Origin of the sequence: Micromonospora sp. A202 (assembly GCF_006715105.1) — a bacterium.
In the GTDB taxonomy this organism is placed as follows: Bacteria; Actinomycetota; Actinomycetes; order Mycobacteriales; family Micromonosporaceae; genus Micromonospora; species Micromonospora zamorensis.
The window spans coordinates 922499-937981 of the sequence record NZ_VFMP01000001.1 but is presented as its reverse complement, the minus strand read 5'-3'; the positions used below and the strand labels follow the sequence as shown (position 1 = coordinate 937981).

Here is a 15483-nt window from a genome sequence, read left to right as displayed (position 1 = left end):
AGCAGGTAGTCGGCTCGCGTTGGGAAAAAGTTCCCGACGTGGTGCAGAACATCCAAGGGCCGAAGGACCCTGACGCCGCGACGGGCGCCGCGTAACCTGGTTTGTCGTGATCCCCGTCCCGCGTGACACCGGTGCCGCCGGTCCGGCAGAGCCGGCCGGCGACGTCGCCCGGGACCCGGCCACCGAGTGGGCGCTGATCGCCCGCGACGGTGACCCGAGCGCCCAGGCGGCGTTCGTCCGGCTGACCCAGGTCGAGGTCTGGCGGTTCGCCGCCGCCCTGGTCGACCCGGACAGCGCCGACGACCTGACCCAGGAGACGTACCTGCGCGCGTTTCGGGCGTTGCCCGCGTTCGAGGGTCGCTCCAGCGCCCGCACCTGGTTGCTCGGCATCGCCCGGCGCGCCTGCGCCGACCACCTGCGCACGGTGGTCCGCCGTCGGCGGCTGGACGAGCGCCTGGCGGCGAACGCGTTCACCGACCGCCCCTACCCGGACCCGGCCGGCCAGCTCGGGGCCGCCGACCTGGTCCGCCGGCTCAGCGCCGAGCGGCGTGCCGCCTTCGTGCTCACCCAGTTGCTCGGCCTGTCGTACGCCGAGGCCGCCGCCGTTGAAGGGGTGCCGGTGGGCACCATCCGTTCCCGGGTCGCCCGGGCCCGCGACGACCTGGTCGAGGCGGCCGGCGACGCGCTGACCGGCTGAGCGCGGAACTTCCGGCGGAGACGGGACGACAAATGAGCGTGACTGCACCTCCCTCCGGGGCTGGCCGTTGGCCTGTCGTCCGGCCCTGGCTCGGCACGGCGGCCCGGCTCGGCCTCGCCGCCGTCTGGCTCGTGGCCGGCGCGTCGAAGGTCGGCGACCTGGCCGCCTCCGGGCGTGCCGTCAACGCGTACCAGGTGATGCCGTACGACGTGGCGAGCGTGATCGGCGCGGCCCTGCCCTTCGTCGAGTTGGCGCTGGGCGTGCTGTTGCTGCTCGGGCTGGCCACCCGGCTCGTCGCCGGGGTGTCTGCCGCACTCCTGGTGGTCTTCATCGCGGGGATCGCCTCGGCCTGGGCGCGGGGGTTGGCCATCGACTGCGGCTGCTTCGGCAGCGGTGGGCAGTTGGCCGAGGGACAGGCCCCCAGTTACCTCCCGGAGATCCTTCGGGACCTGGGATTCTTGGTACTGGCCGGATTTCTGCTGATCTGGCCACGTACGCCCGTCTCGGTGGACGGATGGTTGTCCGGCGAGCCCGTTGTGGAGGACGAGGATGAGTAGTCGCAAGGGGCAGCGGGACGCCGCCCGGGTGGTCCGCGAGCAACTCGCCCGAGAGCGGCGGCGCAGGCGCACGATATGGGTCTCGGCCGCGGCCGTCGTCGTCCTGGTCATCGCCGGTGTCATCGGCTGGGCCGCCTGGTCCAGCCAGCGCTCCGACGAGTTCACCACCCCGCCCGGCGCCAACGCGGCCGGCACCGGCATCGTCACCGGCGGCGGGCCGGTCACCGTCGACGTCTACGAGGACTTCCTCTGCCCGGCCTGCAAACAGTTCGAGCAGACCAGCGGGGCGACGCTCGAACAGTTGGTGGCCGAGAACAAGGCGAAGGTGGTCTACCACCCCGTCGCGTACCTGAACCGCTTCTCGACCACCGAATACTCGACCCGGTCGTCGGCCGCCTCCGGCTGCGCCTCGGCGGGCGGCAAGTACCACGAGTACGCCAAGGCGCTCTTCGCCCAGCAGCCGCCGGAGGGCAGCGCCGGGCTCACCGACGACCAGCTGATCGACATCGGTGTCGGCGTGGGCCTCGACCGGGGCTCCTTCGGCACCTGCGTGAAGGACAAGACCTACCGGACGTGGACCGAACACGTCACCGACGACGCCAGCCGGAGCAACGTCACCGGCACGCCGACCGTCAAGGTCAACGGCAAGTCGGTCGACAACCCCACCCCGGACGCTCTCACCGCAGCCGTGGCGGCGGCCGGCAAGTGATCCGTACCCTGCTGACCCGGGCCGGCCTGGTCGCCACCGCAGCCTGCGCGGCCACCCTGCTCACCGCGGCGCCCGCCGCCGCGCACGGCGCGGACGCACCCGACGGCACCGACTACCGCACCCGGACCACCGGGGTCGCACCGGCACGGCCAGGGCTGGAGGTACGCGTCGTCGAGGCGGGCGCCCGACTGGAGCTGACCAACCGCACCGGCCGCACCGTCGAGGTGATCGGCTACTCCGGCGAGCCGTACCTGCGGGTCGGCCCGGACGGGATCTTCGAGAACAGCCGCTCCCCCGCCACGTACCTGAACCGCACCATCACCGGGGACACCGCGCTCCCGGCCGAGGCCGACCCGGCCGCCCCGCCGAACTGGCGGCGGATCGACGACGGGCCGACGGCGCGCTGGCACGACCAGCGCGCACTGTGGCAGAAGTCGGCACCACCGCCGGCGGTACGCGCCGCACCGGACCGGGAGCACCGGGTCCGCGACTGGACGGTCCCACTGCGCGACGGCGCCGACCCGGTGGTCATCGGCGGCACGCTCGACTGGGTGCCACCGCCGGACGCGTACACCTGGTGGACGGTGACCATCGTGGGCCTGCTCGCGGTGGGCGCGCTCGGCCTGGTCGCCGCCGCCGCGCCGGCCGGCGCCCGCGCGCTGTCCGCCGTCGGCGCGTTGCTGGTCGTCGGCGGCGCACTGACCGTCGTCTACCCGGTGGGGCGGGAACTGGACGCGGGCGCGCAGGGTGTCGGCGGAGTGCTGGTCGGGCTGCTGTCCGGGCAGATCTGGTCGCTGCTCACCGGCCTCGGCGCGGTCGCCGCCGGTTGGTACGCGCTGGCCCGGCGCCCGGCCGCCGACTTCGCTGTGGCGCTGGCCGGGGCCTGCCTGGCGCTCTTCGGCGGCGCGGCGAACGCCGCCGTGTTCGCCCGGTCCATCGCCCCGGTGCCCTGGTCGCCCGAGGTCGCCCGCGTCATGGTGGCGGTGGTGCTGATCACCGGTGCCGGCGCGACAGCCGCAGGAGTCCTCCGCCTGCACGCCGCCTCCCGGGCCGCCACCGCAGCACCCCGGGCCGACGACGCCGAACGCGGAGCTACGGCCGCGGGGTGAAACCGTAGGGAAGTTCCAGGCGGTGACGGGCCAGCAGGGCCTCGTCACGCAGCAGGTCTCCGGTGGGGGCGTCGGCGACGATCCGGCCACCGTCCAGGATCACCGAGCGTTCGCACAGCTCCGCCGCGTACGGCAGGTCGTGCGTGACCATCAGCAGGGTCACCGGCAGGTCGCGCAGGATCTCGGCCAGCTCACGGCGGGCCGCCGGGTCCAGATTCGACGACGGCTCGTCGAGCACCAGGATCTCCGGGTGCATGGCGAGCACGGTGGCCACCGCCACCCGGCGGCGCTGCCCGAACGACAGATGCTGCGGGGCCCGCTCCCGGTGCTCACTCATCCCCACCGCCGCGAGCGCCTCGTCCACCCGCGCGGCCAACTCCGCCCCGCGCAGGCCCAGGTTCGCCGGCCCGAACGCCACGTCCTCCGCCACCGTGGGCAGGAACAACTGGTCGTCCGGGTCCTGGAAGACGATGCCCACCCGGCGACGCACCTCGCCCAGGGTGGCCCGATCCGGCGTCACGGTCAGCCCGCCGACGCTCACGCTGCCCTCGGTCGGGGTGAGGATGCCGTTGAGATGCAGCACCAGCGTCGTCTTGCCGGCCCCGTTGGGCCCGAGCAACGCCACCCGATCGCCGCGCGGCACGCTCAGGTCCACCCCGTGCAGGGCGACATGCCCATCCGGGTACGCGTAGCGAACGCCACGAACGTCCAGCGAGACAGCGGTCTGCACGACACCGATCATGACAGCACGACGGCGGTGGCGGCGATGGAGGCCGCCAACACCGGCACTGTGGCCGCGACCAGCCACTGGCCGGTGGTCGCCGCGCCCTCGCTCTGCCACACGGCGGGCATCCGCCCGGTGTAACCCCGCGACAGCATCGCCAGGTAGACCCGCTCACCCCGCTCGAAGGCGCGCAGGAACAGCGCCCCGATCCCGGCGGCGAAGCCGCGCAACTGCCACAGGAAACGCGGGTCGTCACCCCTGGAGATCCGGGCCACCCGCATCCGCCGCGCCTCTCCGATCAGCACGTCGAGGTAGCGCAGCATGAACGTGGCGATCTGGGTGAACACCTGCGGGCAGTGCAGCCGGTCCAGCCCCACGATCAGGTCCCGGGTCGTGGTGGTCGCGGCAAGCAACAGCGAGGCGAGCACGCCCAGGGTGCCCTTGGCCACGATGTTCCACGCGCCGTGCAGGCCGTCCTCGGACAGCCGCAGGCCCAGCACCTCGACCCGGTCGCCGCTGCCGAGGAACGGTAGCGCCACCGCGAACAGCACGAACGGCAGCTCGATCAGCGCCCGGCTCAGCAACCACCGCGGCCCCACCCGGGCCAGCGCCGCCACCACCGCCACCAACAGGGCGTACGCGCCGAAGGCCCAGAACGCCGTACGCGGGGTGGCCACCACGGCGATGGTGAAGACCACCATCGCCACGATCTTCACCTCGGGCGGGAGCCGGTGCACCGGTGAGTCCGACTCGCGGTACAGCACGTGCCCGTGACCGGCACCCATCTGCGCGTACCCCTGCTCAGCTGGCCGCGTCGGCGCGGCGCCGGACGTCGTCGGACGTCGCGGGGTCACCGTCGGTCGGGTTGGTGCCGTCGGTCGGCGTGGTGCCGTCGGTGGGCGTGGTGCCGTCGGTGGGCGTCGTGCCGTCGGTCGGGGTTGTGCCCCGGCGGCGCAGCAGCCAGAAGCCGCCAGCGCCGATCGCGAAGGTCACCAGCACCCCGAGCACCCCGGAGAGGCCGGTGGAGACGAAGCTGTTCCGCACGCCACGCACGCCGTAGTCGGCCAGCGGGCTGTCGGCCAGCTCGTGGTCACGGGCCTGCTGGGCGGGGCAACTGCCGCCGACGATGTTGTCGTCGGCGTCGACTGTGCAACCCTTGAGCAGGGACGAGTCCAGCCCGTCCGGGTGGGACGAGGCGTAGTTGCTCACCACACCGGCGAGCAGCAGGGCGACCAGCAGGCCACCGGCCAGGAAGGCCCAGGAACGGTTCTTCATCGGGCACCTCCGGTGACGGGGACAGCGGGGGCGGCAGGGGCGGCGGGCGTGCGCAGGGAGCGCAGCGCGTACACCAGGTCGGGGCGCACCTTCGCGACGGTGAGCACTGTGGTCGCGGTGATCAGGCCCTCGCCGATGCCGATCAGCAGGTGGACGCCCGCCATCGTGCCGGCCAGGCCGGTCAGGTTGTTACCCAGGTCGGTGGTGCCGCCCAGCCAGTACTGCAGGACGAAGCCCTGCGACGCGACCACCACGCTGAGCGTGGCGGCGACGAACGCGGTCACGGCCAGACCGGCCCGCGTACGGGGCAGCACCCGCAGCAGCACCGCGATCAGCACGTACGCCGCGGCGGTGCCGAGCAGCGCCATGTTCGTGATGTTGAGGCCGAGCATCGCCACGCCGCCGTCACCGAAGATCAGTGCCTGCACCACCAGCACCACGGCCACGCAGAGCGCGCCGACCCAAGGACCGACCAGCATGGCGGCGAGCGCGCCACCGAGCAGGTGGCCGCTCACGCCGGCCGTGAAGATCGGGAAGTTGAGCATCTGGACGGCGAAGATGAACGCCGCCACCAGGCCCGCCATCGGGGCCAGCCGGTCGTCCAGGTCGCGCCGACCGCGCAGGACGCAGACGGTGAGCGCGGCAAGGGCCAGCGCAGCGAAGATCGCTGCAACCGGACCGTCGATGATCCCGTTCGAGATGTGCATCGCCAGTGTTTCCACGCGACCTCCCACGCGTCCGCGGGCCCGACCGGGCCGGCGTGGGTCAGCCTATTTCCCAAACCTCGTTGTTGCCAGAGTCTTGCAACAACGGATGAGCTTGATCACCTTCCAGGTCAGGTGCGGCGTCGACACGTCCCGGTGATCGACTCGACTTCCGTGAATGTCGGGGTATCCGCCTGGTGATCGACTCACCTTTCTTGATGTCGGGGTGTCCGCGGGTCGGGGATGCCCCGGTTTCCAGAACCACGAGTCGATCTTCACCCGCCGGCGCGGATCCGCGCGGCTCGCCGACGACGGCACCGGCCAACCCAGCGGTATCGTCGGGCCATGACCGCGCCCGACCGCCTCTCCGCCGGTGACCCCGCCCCCGAGTTCACCCTCGCCACCGACACCGGCGACCAGCTCTCCCTCGCCGACCTGCGAGGCCGCAAGGTCGTCCTGTACGCCTACCCGTCGGCGATGACCCCCGGCTGCACCAAGCAGGCCTGCGACTTCCGCGACTCGCTCGCCTCGCTCCAGGCCGCTGGCTACGAGGTCGTCGGCATCTCCCCGGACAAGCCGGAAAAGCTGGCGAAGTTCCGCGAGCGCGACGCGATCACCTTCCCGCTGGTGTCCGACCCGGACAAGGCGGTGCTGACCGCCTACGGCGCGTACGGCGAGAAGCAGCTCTACGGCAAGACCGTCACCGGCGTGATCCGCTCGACGTTCGTGATCGACGCCGACGGCAAGATCGAGCGGGCGCTCTACAACGTCAAGGCCACAGGCCACGTCGCCAAGCTCCGCCGCGACCTCGGCCTGGACTGATCTGTCGTACCGGGACGCTACGTTCCGTCAGTGGTTCGATACAAATACACGCCCGAAGCGTTGGCCGCCGCCTCCGCTGCCGCGCGCAACATCTGGGCTTGACCCGTTTCGACGGACAGGGTCGTTGTGTTGATCTTAGTTAGGCGGCTTGGTCGATCGGTAGCGGTTGTGAGCTGGTGGCCTCGAAGGCCGCAGGGCTGAGGTAGTCGAGGGTTGAGTGTCGGCGGCGGGTGTTGTACCAGCCCTCGATGTATTCGAATATGGCCTGGCGGGCGGCTTGATGGGTGGGCCAGGCCTGGCGGTGCAGGAGTTCGGTTTTGATGGTGGCGAAGAACGATTCGGCGACTGCGTTGTCCCAGCACTGTCCGCGCCGTCCGACGGACAGGCGGATGTCGTGACGGTGTGCGAGGCGGGCGTGCTGGGCGCTGAGGTATTGCGTGCCGCGGTCGGAATGAAACACCAGCCCGGGCTCGGGTCGGCGGCGTGCGAGAGCGTCGGCGAGGGCGGCGTCGACCAGGTCGGTCTTGAGGTTGTCGGCCACGGCCCAGCCGACGACCCGGCGTGATGCGAGATCGATGACGGTGGCCAGGTAGAGCCAGCCCTGCCAGGTGTTGATGTAGGTGATGTCGCCGCACCAGCGGGTATCGATTACGCCGGGATCAACACGGAAGTCGCGGCCGACCAGGTCAGGTCGGAGCCCGGCGGCCCGATCCGGGATTGTGGTCGTGCGCCAGCGGCGTGGGCTCTTGCCGGCGAGTCCGGCGGTGCGCATTAGCCGGGCGACGCGTTTACGGCCGTGCCGTAGCCCCTGTTCGGTGAGGTCAGCGTGGATCCGCGGCGCCCCGTAGGTGCCCTTGGACCGTTCGTGCAGCACGGTGATCTTGTCGGTGAGCTGCGCATCGACCCGCTCGCGCTGCGACTGGGTGCCGGCTTTCTGCTGGTAGTAGGCGGATCGGGAGACCTCGAGCAGTTCGCAGGCACGTTTGACGTTGTGCTTGCCGGCCTGCTCCGCGGCGATGAACGGGAAGACGTTCACCGGGTCTCCTTCGCGAAGAAAGCCGTCGCCCGTTTGAGCACATCGACGTCTTCGCGCAGCCTGCGGTTCTCTTTGCGCAGCTGTGCGAGTTCGGCCCGTTCGTCGGTGGTCAGCCCGTCGGCGCGGACGCCGGTGTCGAGTTCGGCCTGCTTGACCCACTCACGCACCGCCGTCTCGGTCAGATCAAAATCCTGGCTGACCTGCCGAAGCGTGCGGTCACCACGCTGGCACAACTCGACGATCTCGGCCTTGAACTCCGGCGTGAACGAACGCCGAGGCCGCGGCCGCTTCTTCCCCATGCTCTCCATGATGATGGACATCCTCCCGGAGACCCCAGGTCCCCTGATCTCGGATGTCCGTCAAAACGGGGCAGGCCCAATCACCGAGGTGATGCGGTTGCTCGGCGTTCGCGTCAGCGGTGGCTCGCACGCGCACATCAGTCGGCAGCTCAAGAGATTCGGCATCGACACCTCGCACTTCACTGGTCAGGCACACAACAAGGGTCGCCGAGGTGAACGGCGCACCACTTCAGCAGAGCTTCTGGTCGTGCTGCCCGAGGGTTCCCGTCGGACACCCGGCGTGCGATTGAAGTGGGCGCTGGGCACACTCGGCGTGCCGCAGGAGTGCGAGGGGTGCGGGATAGGGCCGGTGTGGCGAGGCGCTCCACTCATCCTGCACGTCGACCACATCAACGGGGACTTCCTCGACAACCGGCCACCGAACCTGCGGCTCCTCTGTCCCAACTGCCACAGTCAGACCTCCACCTACGCCGGCCGGCGGAACCGGGCTCGTATCCCCACCGTTCCCGTGCACCCGGCGCCCGGTGACCAGGAACGCTCGCACGAGACTGCCGGATCCGGTCGCCGACCAGCAACGCGGGAGGATCTCGTCAACCTGTTCGGTCAGGTCGACGCGCAGCAGGTGACGGCCTCGGAGGCGGCACGGCAGTTGGACTGGTCCCCGGCCTATCTGCACAAGGTTCGGCGGAAGCTCGAGCAGGACGGAGTGTTGAGGCCACGTCCGGACCGCAGGTGGCGTTCGAGGGCTCATCGCGACGTGGTGATAGAACAGGCGCTGGCGCATCCTGATGTTGGACCGAAGCGGCTGTCGGGGATCCTCCGCAATCTGCCGGGCCGAGCATGCAGGGTGAGTCATGGCACGGTCTCGACCATCCTCAGGGAGGCCGGGCTCAACACCGTCGACGCCAGACGCTCTAGACTCAGGGCGTTGGCGGGAGTGGCGTAACGGCAGCCGCGCAGGTCTTAGGAACCTGTATCCGGAAGGATGTGGGGGTTCGAATCCCCTCTCCCGCACAGGTCGACACACACCCCCGCACCAGAGCGCGATTGTCGGGCGCGTCACTGTCGTGGGTCGCGGGCCTGGTCAGCGGGTCAGGATGGCGGGCGTGAGTCTGCACTTCGTCCTCGACCCCGACCTGACCCCGCAGCTGCGCGCCGAGATCGTCGACCTCTGGGCGGACGTCAGCAACGCCGGCGGCGCCGTCGGTTTCGTGCCGCCGGTCACCGCCGCTGACGTTCACGTCCTCGCCGACCCGACCTTCGCCGGTATCGCCGACGGTCCGGACCGGCTGCTGGTCGGCTACTCCGGAGACCGGCTGGTGGCGGTTCTGATCTTCAGTGACAACCGTTTCCCGCTCAAGGCGCACTGGTGTGTGTTGAAGCGGGTGATGGTCCACCCGGACACTCAGGGCGCCGGCTACGGTGCCGCGCTGATGGTCGAGGCGGCCCGGTTGGGGCGGGAGTTCGGCCACGAGGCGTTGCACGTCACTGTGCGCGACGGCTTGGGGTTGGACACGTTCTACGCCCGTCTCGGTTATCGGGAGATCGGCCGGCTGCCGCGCGCGTTGCGGGTGGCGCCCGGTGACGACCGCGACGAGATCCTGATGTGGCTCGATCTGACGCCGGTCGACTGAGCGGTCAGCCCGCGCACCAGCGGGCGTTCGCTCCGGCCGGCTGGGTGGTCGGCGTACCGGTGGTTGGTGCGCTCGCCTTCGCCACCTCGACCGGACGGCGGGCCGGGGTCGGCGTGACAGCGGGTCGACTGCCGGGCGGCCGGACCGATGTGGAGGCGCGCGGGGTGGCCGCCACGGCCCCGCGCCCGTACATCCGGACCACGCTGTTCTGCACCTGACCGGGTGCCAGGCGGACGCCGCCGACGGTGGCCCGGTTTCCGTAGACGTCGCTGACGCGGATGCTGAACGGGCCGGGCCCGGCGCCGGAGTCGATCAGCCAGTAGTTGTAGTCCTGCCGGGCGGCCGACTGCCACACACCACTGTCGCCCTGCCGGACTTCGACGGACCGCAGCGGGTTGCCGTGGTTCCCGACCCGGAGAGCGAACCACCACTGCGACGCGCCCTCCTTCATCCGGAAGGTGAGCGGTCCGGGCAGCGGCGGGTTGACCGCGGCGCGGTAGGTGACGGGGACGAGGCCCTGGACCGGGTCGGCGATCCGGGCGAACGCCTCGCGGGACAGATCGAGGTGTCCGGGCGCGCACTCCGGGCACTGGTCCATGATCAGCACTCGGACGGTGCCCTTCGGGCCGGTCACGTCGAGGAATCCGCCGCAGGCGGCAGCCGCGGAGTATTCGCTCGGGCCGAGCGCCACGTAGAGCCGGTTGGCCGGGGCGGCGGGGTTCGAGCAGTTGCCGCCGGCACCCTTCGAGTCGTAGAAGGTGGCCTTGCCGCTGTGTGTGGCGTTGCCGGTGGGTGGCGCTGCGGCGAGCGGCAGGGCGGCGGCGCAGGCCGGGGCGGCGCCGGACCGCAGGGTCAGGGTGAGGCCGAGCGCCGCCGCGAGAACGGTGACGCCGGTCGCCACCAGCCAGGGCACCGGACGGGACGACGACGCGGGCCGCTCCTCGGGAGGATGGTCCAGGTCGATGGTGATGTCGACAGCGCTCTCGTCCGTCACGACGGCGATGCTGCCGGACCCGGGCGCGGGCGGACAAGCCGGCTAAGCCAAAGCTAAGACAGCATCGACGGATGGTGATCGCCGCGTTCCGGTCGTGGGTCGGGCCCGCCCGTCAGGTCGCGAGGACGACCGGGGCTCCCACGGTCAGGGGTCCACTGTCGATCGGCACCAGGTGCAGTCCGAAGAGGAGCTTCTGCTGGACGTTGCGGTGTCGGCCGAGTGTGCGCAGCGGTTCCTTCGTGCGTACCCCGGTTTCCTGGTCCGTGGTGGTCACCACGCAGCGGTCGCACGGCCCGGCGGCGCGAAACCGCAGGTCACCGATGTGCAGCGACAGGCCGGCCCAGTCATCCTCGGCCCACGCCGGCGCGCCGTGGACCACCAGGTTGGGCCGGAACCGGGTCATCGGCACCGGCTCCTCCCCCGCCTCGGCGAGCCAGCCGTTGAGGGCGTCGAGGGAGGCGGCGTTGGCCAGCAGCAGCGGGTAGGCGTCGGCGAAGCTGACCTGGTCACCGGTGTCGTGTTCACGGTCCCCGGCGGCCAGGTGGCGGGTCGGCTGACCCAGCCAGACCAGCCGGACCTGTCGGCCGAGCAACGCGCCGAGCCAGTCGTCGGCCGCCGCGCCGGCCGGCAGCGCCGGGACCGGGAGCTTGCGGCTGCGGAAGGTGCGCACCGCGACCGGTGCACCGTCGATCGGCTCGGGCACGTCGAGGTCGGGCCGCCCGTCGGCGCTCAGCACCAGACCACCGGGGCGCACGGTCGCGCGCAGGCCGACCAGCCGGGTGGTCTCGCGTTGGGTGACGCCGACGCCGTCGGCGTCCACGACCATCCAGCGTCGGTCGCCGGCCAGGCCCCACGGCTGCACGAACGCGCCGTCGTGGTCGAGCCGGTGGCAACCCTTGACGGGGTACGTGTGAATCGAGGTCAGCCGCACCCGGTCACCATGCCACGCCGATGCCGTCTCCCGGGTACCAGTGGTTGGCGGGGCTCTCCCGGTAGGCGAGGAACCGCCGTCCGGTGCGCTCGGCGTGCTCGGCGAGCACATTGGTGCTGGTGACGTTGTCGGTGAGCAGGATGGCGCCGGGGGCGAGCTTCGGCTCGACGGCATCGAACTCGCGTTTCTCGTGGGCGCGACTGTGGTCGCTGTCGTGCAGGAAAAGGTCGACCGGGCGGTCCAGTGCGCCGATCGAGGCGATCGAGTCGCCGATCACCAGGTCGACGACCTCCGACCACGGCGCGACCCGGGCGAGGTAGCCGGCCTCGGGGTTGATGTCCAGCGAGGTGATCCGGCCCGGGTGCCCCTCCTGGGCGTTGCGCAGCAGGGCGGACGCGAGAACGCAGGTGCCCAACCCCTTGTCGACGCCGGTCTCCACCACGTGTGCGGGACGGGTGGCGCGGACGATCGCGTACCAGCCGATCCGGCGGGCGTAGTGGACCTGCTTGTCGGCGAGACCACGGCGGGCGGCGCCTGCGGTGGCCCGCTCGATGTGCTGACGTAGTGACTTGTCGGACTCGACCTCGTCGAGCCACCCACGGACCTGCTTGACCGGCCGGTCGCAGACGACGCTGACGAACCAGGCGAGGTGGTGACGACTGAGCTTGGTCAGCTCGTACGTGTAGTTGTGATGTTCCCGGGAGGTGACCAGCCACCGAGCCGAGATGCGCAGCACCTTGGCGTCGTGGCGGGCGACCCGGGCGAGCCGCTTGGGGAAGGCGGCGACGGGCGCAAGTCGGGTACGGGCGATCGCGTGTCGGAGCTTCGTTGCGTCCACGGAAGGTTCATACCAGCTCTGCGGTGACGCCGGCAGGGGGAAGTTGGGCGCATCCGCCGCTTGATTCGGACCCGATGGTGCGCGATGGTGGCCGGACGAGGGGACGCGGTCAGAAACCGCGTTCAGTAGCATCGCGCCCATGCCACGTCGTGAACACACCGCGGAGTCCTGGACGGACCCGACCTACGGCGCTGCCAGCGGGCCGCAGCCGACCGAGGATCCCTCGCCGGGCGCAGCGCCGCGGCGCCCCCGCCGGTGGCGCCGAATCGTCCTGTTCAGCCTGCTGGCACTGATGGTGCTGGGTGGCAGCGGCCTGGTGGCCGGTGGTCTCTACCTGCGATCTGTCGAGTCGGGAATTGACCGGGTCGACGCCTTCGATGGCGTGCCCGAGGAGTCGCGCCCGCAGGCGGGCGTCGACGGCGCCATGAACATCATGATCCTTGGCAGCGACTCACGCGACCCGGAGAAGACGGGCGGCTCGCGTACCGACACGATCATCCTGGCCCACCTGCCGAAGGACCGGAAGAGCGCGCAGCTGATCTCGATCCCCCGCGACACCTGGGTGTCGGTGCCGAAGTCGCAGGACGGCAACAACGGTGGTCGGGACGCCAAGGTGAACGCAGCGTACGCCTGGGGTGGTGTGCCGCTCATGGTGCAGACGGTGGAGAAGTTCACAGGCGTTCGGGTCGACCACGTGGCGCTGATCGACTTCGCCGGCTTCAAGGAGATCATCGACGCCCTGGGCGGTGTCGAAATCAACTCGGAGAAGAGCTTCACCTCGATCCACGAGCCGTTCCGCACTTTCAGGAAGGGTCCTCAGCAGCTGGACGGGGAGGCGGCTTTGGACTACTCCCGCCAGCGCAAGCAGTTCGCGGACGGTGACTTCGCACGGATCCGCCACCAACAGCAGGTGATCCGGGCCATCATCGACAAGGCTTCCTCGGGCGGCATTCTCGCCAACCCCGGCAAGCTGAACAGCTTCCTCAAGGCCACCTCGAGCTCGGTTTCGGTGGACAAGGAGCTGTCACTGTTCGACATGGCGACGCAGATGCGCGGCGTTCGCGGCGGGAACATGACCTTCGTGACCAGTCCCACCAAGGGCACCGGCCGGATCGGTTCGGAAAGCGTGGTGTTGGCCGACAACGCGCGGGCCAAGACGTTCTACGACGCGGTCCGTCGGGATTCGGTCGGTGAGATCGTCAGCCTCGGCAAGAAATGACCTGGGGCCGGCGCGGGACCCGCCGGCAGTCGAAAGACAGCAGACGGGCGGCGGCCTCACGGCCGCCGCCCGTCGCTGTATGTCTGTGGCCCTGCCGGGAACCACCGGTGATCGGGTCGGTCAGTACGCCCCACGCCGGGCCAGCACCACGCTGGCCGTCTTCCAGAGGATGGCGAGGTCGTACACCAGTGACCAGTTGTCCACGTAGTGCAGGTCCAGCCGGACCGCGTCGTCCCAGGTGAGGTCGGAGCGGCCGGAGATCTGCCAGAGGCCGGTGATGCCAGGCCGCACCAACAGCCGTCGACGGACGTCACCGCGGTAGTCGTCGTCCTCTGTGGGCAGTGGGCGCGGGCCGACCAGCGACATCTGCCCGCTCAGCACGTTGATCAGCTGGGGCAGTTCGTCGAGGGAGAGCGCCCGCAGGTGCCGGCCGATCGGGGTGACCCGAGGGTCGTCCTTCATCTTGAAGAGCAGGCCATCACTCTCGTTCCGATGCTGCAGGGCTGCCAGCCGCTGCTCGGCGTCGGTGTACATCGTCCGGAACTTCCAGACCTTGAACGCGCGACCCTCGTGGCCGATCCGGGTCTGCCGGAACATCACCGGCCCCGGATCATTGAACTTGATGGCCAGGGCGATGGCGAGCAGCACCGGGCTCAGCAGCACCAGCCCGACCAGCGCGGTCACACGGTCCAGGATGCTCTTGGCCAACAACGAGAGACCGGAGATGGTCGGCTCGTCCACGTTGAGCAGGGGAAGGCCCTCGATGGGCCGGACGTGGATGCGGGGACCAGTGACGTCGGTGACCTGGGGGACCACCACCAGGTTCAGGCCGGTGCCCTCCAACTGCCAGGCGAGCTTGCGAAGCTCGTACGACTCCAGGCTTGCCGGGCCGCAGACCGCGATGGTGTCCGCGCCAAGTTGCTGGACCAGTGGGACCAGATCCCAGCCCACGTACACCGGCACCGGGGCGTTCACCCGCTCGCCGGGGCGGGGGTGGTGTGGCAGGTGGATGGCGACCGGGTGCAGCCCGGCCCCGTAGTTACGGGTCACCACCTCATGCACCGCGAGCGCGTCGACGAGACGACCGACCAGCAGCACCTTCTGCGATGCCTGCCCGGTACGCCGGATCCGCCGCAGCACCACGCGGGCGGCGAACCGAACCACCAGCGTGTAGAGCAGCAGGCAGATGATGATGGCAGCAACCGTCGCCCGGGACAGGTCCTTCTTGAAGCCGAGCGCCAGGAACGAGACGGTGGCGGCCATCGCGAGGCTGGCGCGGGCTACCCGTTTGAGCTCCTCGGTGCCCAGCCCGAGCGCACGCTGGTCGTACGCCCCGGAGGCGACGAGCAGAATCAGCCAGCCCAGCGGGACGCCGACAAAGGCCGCGAGGCTGAAGGAGCTGACGTTCCCGAGCACCCGCTGGTCCCAGAAACCGGCGTCGGCGTCGGCCAGCAGGGCGACGACCGTCCGGCTGGCGGCCAGAGCCGCGAGCATGTCGAGCAGGACCAGCCAGGCCACGTAGCGGCGGCGCCAGTTGGCCCGAGGAGCGACCGGACGCGCGAACACCGACCGGGCCATGCCGTTGGAGGGGGGCGTGATCACCCCCAGGTCAGGGTCGAAAGTCGGTCTCTGCTGTGAGGTGACAGCCGAGAGGAACTGAGTATGTGCGGACACGACCTTCCTTTCCCATGTCGCCCCCGTCGGGAGATCGCGCGTGCACACTATGCGCCAGAAAGACGTCCTGCCTAGTGGCGGTTCGGGTGCTCCTGCTATAGCTCGATCAGTTCTTCACCCCGTAGCGGTGAACCCGCAACTCCGCATTAACACGCCAGATGTCGGCGTTTGCCTCAAGCGCTGGTTTCGAAAGGGGGAGGCCGGCCCGACAGGTCTCGCGGGGGCCGCCGGCACAGCCAACCGCACTGTCGTGTTTGGACA

General features: G+C 70.4%; 18 protein-coding genes and 1 tRNA gene. 9 read left to right on the top strand and 10 right to left on the bottom strand.

Translation table 11 applies throughout. The features are described from left to right. The first annotated feature begins 106 nt into the window (after window positions 1-106). From FBZ33_RS04465 to FBZ33_RS04450, 4 genes are read left to right on the top strand one after another with little or no spacing between them, the layout of a single operon-like run. Entirely contained in the window at window positions 107-697 is a 591-nt protein-coding gene (locus tag FBZ33_RS04465; RefSeq protein WP_141908097.1) for a sigma-70 family RNA polymerase sigma factor, read from the top strand. A gap of 32 nt (window positions 698-729) precedes the next feature. Beyond that, window positions 730-1254: a MauE/DoxX family redox-associated membrane protein gene (locus FBZ33_RS04460; RefSeq protein ID WP_141908096.1), complete on the top strand. Its 525-nt coding sequence runs from the start codon at window positions 730-732 to the stop codon at window positions 1252-1254. Then, window positions 1247-1963, top strand: coding sequence for a thioredoxin domain-containing protein (locus tag FBZ33_RS04455; protein ID WP_141908095.1), 717 nt, complete (start codon window positions 1247-1249; stop codon window positions 1961-1963). The genes FBZ33_RS04460 and FBZ33_RS04455 overlap by 8 nt, the downstream gene beginning before the upstream one ends. Beyond that, on the top strand, window positions 1960-3072 hold the full coding sequence (locus FBZ33_RS04450) for a hypothetical protein (RefSeq protein ID WP_141908094.1): 1113 nt from the start codon (window positions 1960-1962) through the stop codon (window positions 3070-3072). The genes FBZ33_RS04455 and FBZ33_RS04450 overlap by 4 nt, the downstream gene beginning before the upstream one ends. On the opposite strand, the gene FBZ33_RS04445 is transcribed toward FBZ33_RS04450, so the two are convergent. Genes FBZ33_RS04445 through FBZ33_RS04430 form a run of 4 tightly spaced genes read right to left on the bottom strand, consistent with a single transcriptional unit; the run spans window position 3056 to window position 5793 of the window. Continuing rightward, complete coding sequence (locus FBZ33_RS04445) at window positions 3056-3814, bottom strand: energy-coupling factor ABC transporter ATP-binding protein (protein WP_099850971.1); 759 nt, start codon at window positions 3812-3814, stop codon at window positions 3056-3058. The genes FBZ33_RS04450 and FBZ33_RS04445 overlap by 17 nt on opposite strands. Next, a complete protein-coding gene (gene cbiQ, locus FBZ33_RS04440) occupies window positions 3811-4581 on the bottom strand; it encodes a cobalt ECF transporter T component CbiQ (RefSeq protein WP_088951497.1) in 771 nt (256 codons plus the stop codon). The genes FBZ33_RS04445 and cbiQ overlap by 4 nt, the downstream gene beginning before the upstream one ends. 16 nt (window positions 4582-4597) lie before the next feature. Beyond that, window positions 4598-5071, bottom strand: coding sequence for a PDGLE domain-containing protein (locus FBZ33_RS04435; protein WP_255508711.1), 474 nt, complete (start codon window positions 5069-5071; stop codon window positions 4598-4600). Next, entirely contained in the window at window positions 5068-5793 is a 726-nt protein-coding gene (locus tag FBZ33_RS04430) for an energy-coupling factor ABC transporter permease (RefSeq protein ID WP_099850968.1), read from the bottom strand. Before FBZ33_RS04430 ends, FBZ33_RS04435 begins: the two co-directional genes overlap by 4 nt. Before the next feature lie 327 nt (window positions 5794-6120). Between FBZ33_RS04430 and bcp the strand changes: the two genes are divergently transcribed. Continuing rightward, on the top strand, window positions 6121-6597 hold the full coding sequence (gene bcp / locus FBZ33_RS04425; RefSeq protein ID WP_088946464.1) for a thioredoxin-dependent thiol peroxidase: 477 nt from the start codon (window positions 6121-6123) through the stop codon (window positions 6595-6597). A 139-nt stretch (window positions 6598-6736) separates the two neighbouring features. Here the strand turns inward: bcp and FBZ33_RS04420 are convergent, their stop codons facing one another. Both FBZ33_RS04420 and FBZ33_RS04415 read right to left on the bottom strand, forming a co-directional pair. Next, window positions 6737-7633, bottom strand: a complete 897-nt coding sequence (locus tag FBZ33_RS04420; RefSeq protein WP_185755211.1) for an IS3 family transposase — start codon at window positions 7631-7633, stop codon at window positions 6737-6739. After that, on the bottom strand, window positions 7630-7941 hold the full coding sequence (locus FBZ33_RS04415; protein WP_221629431.1) for a transposase: 312 nt from the start codon (window positions 7939-7941) through the stop codon (window positions 7630-7632). Before FBZ33_RS04415 ends, FBZ33_RS04420 begins: the two co-directional genes overlap by 4 nt. On the opposite strand from FBZ33_RS04415, the gene FBZ33_RS32605 reads away from it, so the two are divergent. From FBZ33_RS32605 to FBZ33_RS04400, 3 genes are all read left to right on the top strand, one after another. Continuing rightward, entirely contained in the window at window positions 7940-8878 is a 939-nt protein-coding gene (locus FBZ33_RS32605) for an HNH endonuclease (protein WP_221629430.1), read from the top strand. The genes FBZ33_RS04415 and FBZ33_RS32605 overlap by 2 nt on opposite strands. After that, window positions 8864-8946 (top strand) — tRNA-Leu (locus FBZ33_RS04405). The genes FBZ33_RS32605 and FBZ33_RS04405 overlap by 15 nt, the downstream gene beginning before the upstream one ends. 92 nt (window positions 8947-9038) lie before the next feature. Then, entirely contained in the window at window positions 9039-9566 is a 528-nt protein-coding gene (locus tag FBZ33_RS04400; RefSeq protein ID WP_088951496.1) for a GNAT family N-acetyltransferase, read from the top strand. Between the two features lie 4 nt (window positions 9567-9570). Here FBZ33_RS04400 and FBZ33_RS04395 read toward each other — a convergent pair whose 3' ends face one another. The 3 genes from FBZ33_RS04395 to FBZ33_RS04385 all read right to left on the bottom strand — a co-directional run bounded on the left by FBZ33_RS04395 (window position 9571) and on the right by FBZ33_RS04385 (window position 12329). Further along, complete coding sequence (locus FBZ33_RS04395; RefSeq protein WP_185755209.1) at window positions 9571-10560, bottom strand: expansin EXLX1 family cellulose-binding protein; 990 nt, start codon at window positions 10558-10560, stop codon at window positions 9571-9573. Window positions 10561-10672: 112 nt separating this feature from the next. Beyond that, on the bottom strand, window positions 10673-11491 hold the full coding sequence (locus FBZ33_RS04390; RefSeq protein WP_141908090.1) for an MOSC domain-containing protein: 819 nt from the start codon (window positions 11489-11491) through the stop codon (window positions 10673-10675). Window positions 11492-11495: 4 nt separating this feature from the next. Further along, window positions 11496-12329, bottom strand: a complete 834-nt coding sequence (locus tag FBZ33_RS04385) for an O-methyltransferase (RefSeq protein WP_141908089.1) — start codon at window positions 12327-12329, stop codon at window positions 11496-11498. A 139-nt stretch (window positions 12330-12468) separates the two neighbouring features. On the opposite strand from FBZ33_RS04385, the gene FBZ33_RS04380 reads away from it, so the two are divergent. Next, window positions 12469-13548 (top strand): LCP family protein, encoded by a 1080-nt coding sequence (locus tag FBZ33_RS04380; RefSeq protein ID WP_141908088.1) that lies wholly within the window; start codon window positions 12469-12471, stop codon window positions 13546-13548. 120 nt (window positions 13549-13668) lie between these two features. Here the strand turns inward: FBZ33_RS04380 and FBZ33_RS04375 are convergent, their stop codons facing one another. Further along, window positions 13669-15126, bottom strand: a complete 1458-nt coding sequence (locus FBZ33_RS04375; RefSeq protein ID WP_141912400.1) for a sugar transferase — start codon at window positions 15124-15126, stop codon at window positions 13669-13671. Window positions 15127-15483 lie beyond the last annotated feature (357 nt).

What these genes read in the sequence shown, in the direction of transcription:
- FBZ33_RS04460 (WP_141908096.1), top strand. Translation starts at nt 730, where the DNA reads ATGAGCGTGACTGCACCTCCCTCCGGGGCTGGCCGTTGGCCTGTCGTC.
- FBZ33_RS04455 (WP_141908095.1), top strand. Translation starts at nt 1,247, where the DNA reads ATGAGTAGTCGCAAGGGGCAGCGGGACGCCGCCCGGGTGGTCCGCGAG.
- FBZ33_RS04445 (WP_099850971.1), bottom strand. Translation starts at nt 3,814, where the DNA reads ATGATCGGTGTCGTGCAGACCGCTGTCTCGCTGGACGTTCGTGGCGTT.
- cbiQ (WP_088951497.1), bottom strand. Translation starts at nt 4,581, where the DNA reads ATGGGTGCCGGTCACGGGCACGTGCTGTACCGCGAGTCGGACTCACCG.
- FBZ33_RS04435 (WP_255508711.1), bottom strand. Translation starts at nt 5,071, where the DNA reads ATGAAGAACCGTTCCTGGGCCTTCCTGGCCGGTGGCCTGCTGGTCGCC.
- bcp (WP_088946464.1), top strand. Translation starts at nt 6,121, where the DNA reads ATGACCGCGCCCGACCGCCTCTCCGCCGGTGACCCCGCCCCCGAGTTC.
- FBZ33_RS32605 (WP_221629430.1), top strand. Translation starts at nt 7,940, where the DNA reads ATGATGATGGACATCCTCCCGGAGACCCCAGGTCCCCTGATCTCGGAT.
- FBZ33_RS04415 (WP_221629431.1), bottom strand. Translation starts at nt 7,941, where the DNA reads ATGGAGAGCATGGGGAAGAAGCGGCCGCGGCCTCGGCGTTCGTTCACG.
- FBZ33_RS04380 (WP_141908088.1), top strand. Translation starts at nt 12,469, where the DNA reads ATGCCACGTCGTGAACACACCGCGGAGTCCTGGACGGACCCGACCTAC.
- FBZ33_RS04375 (WP_141912400.1), bottom strand. Translation starts at nt 15,126, where the DNA reads ATGGCCCGGTCGGTGTTCGCGCGTCCGGTCGCTCCTCGGGCCAACTGG.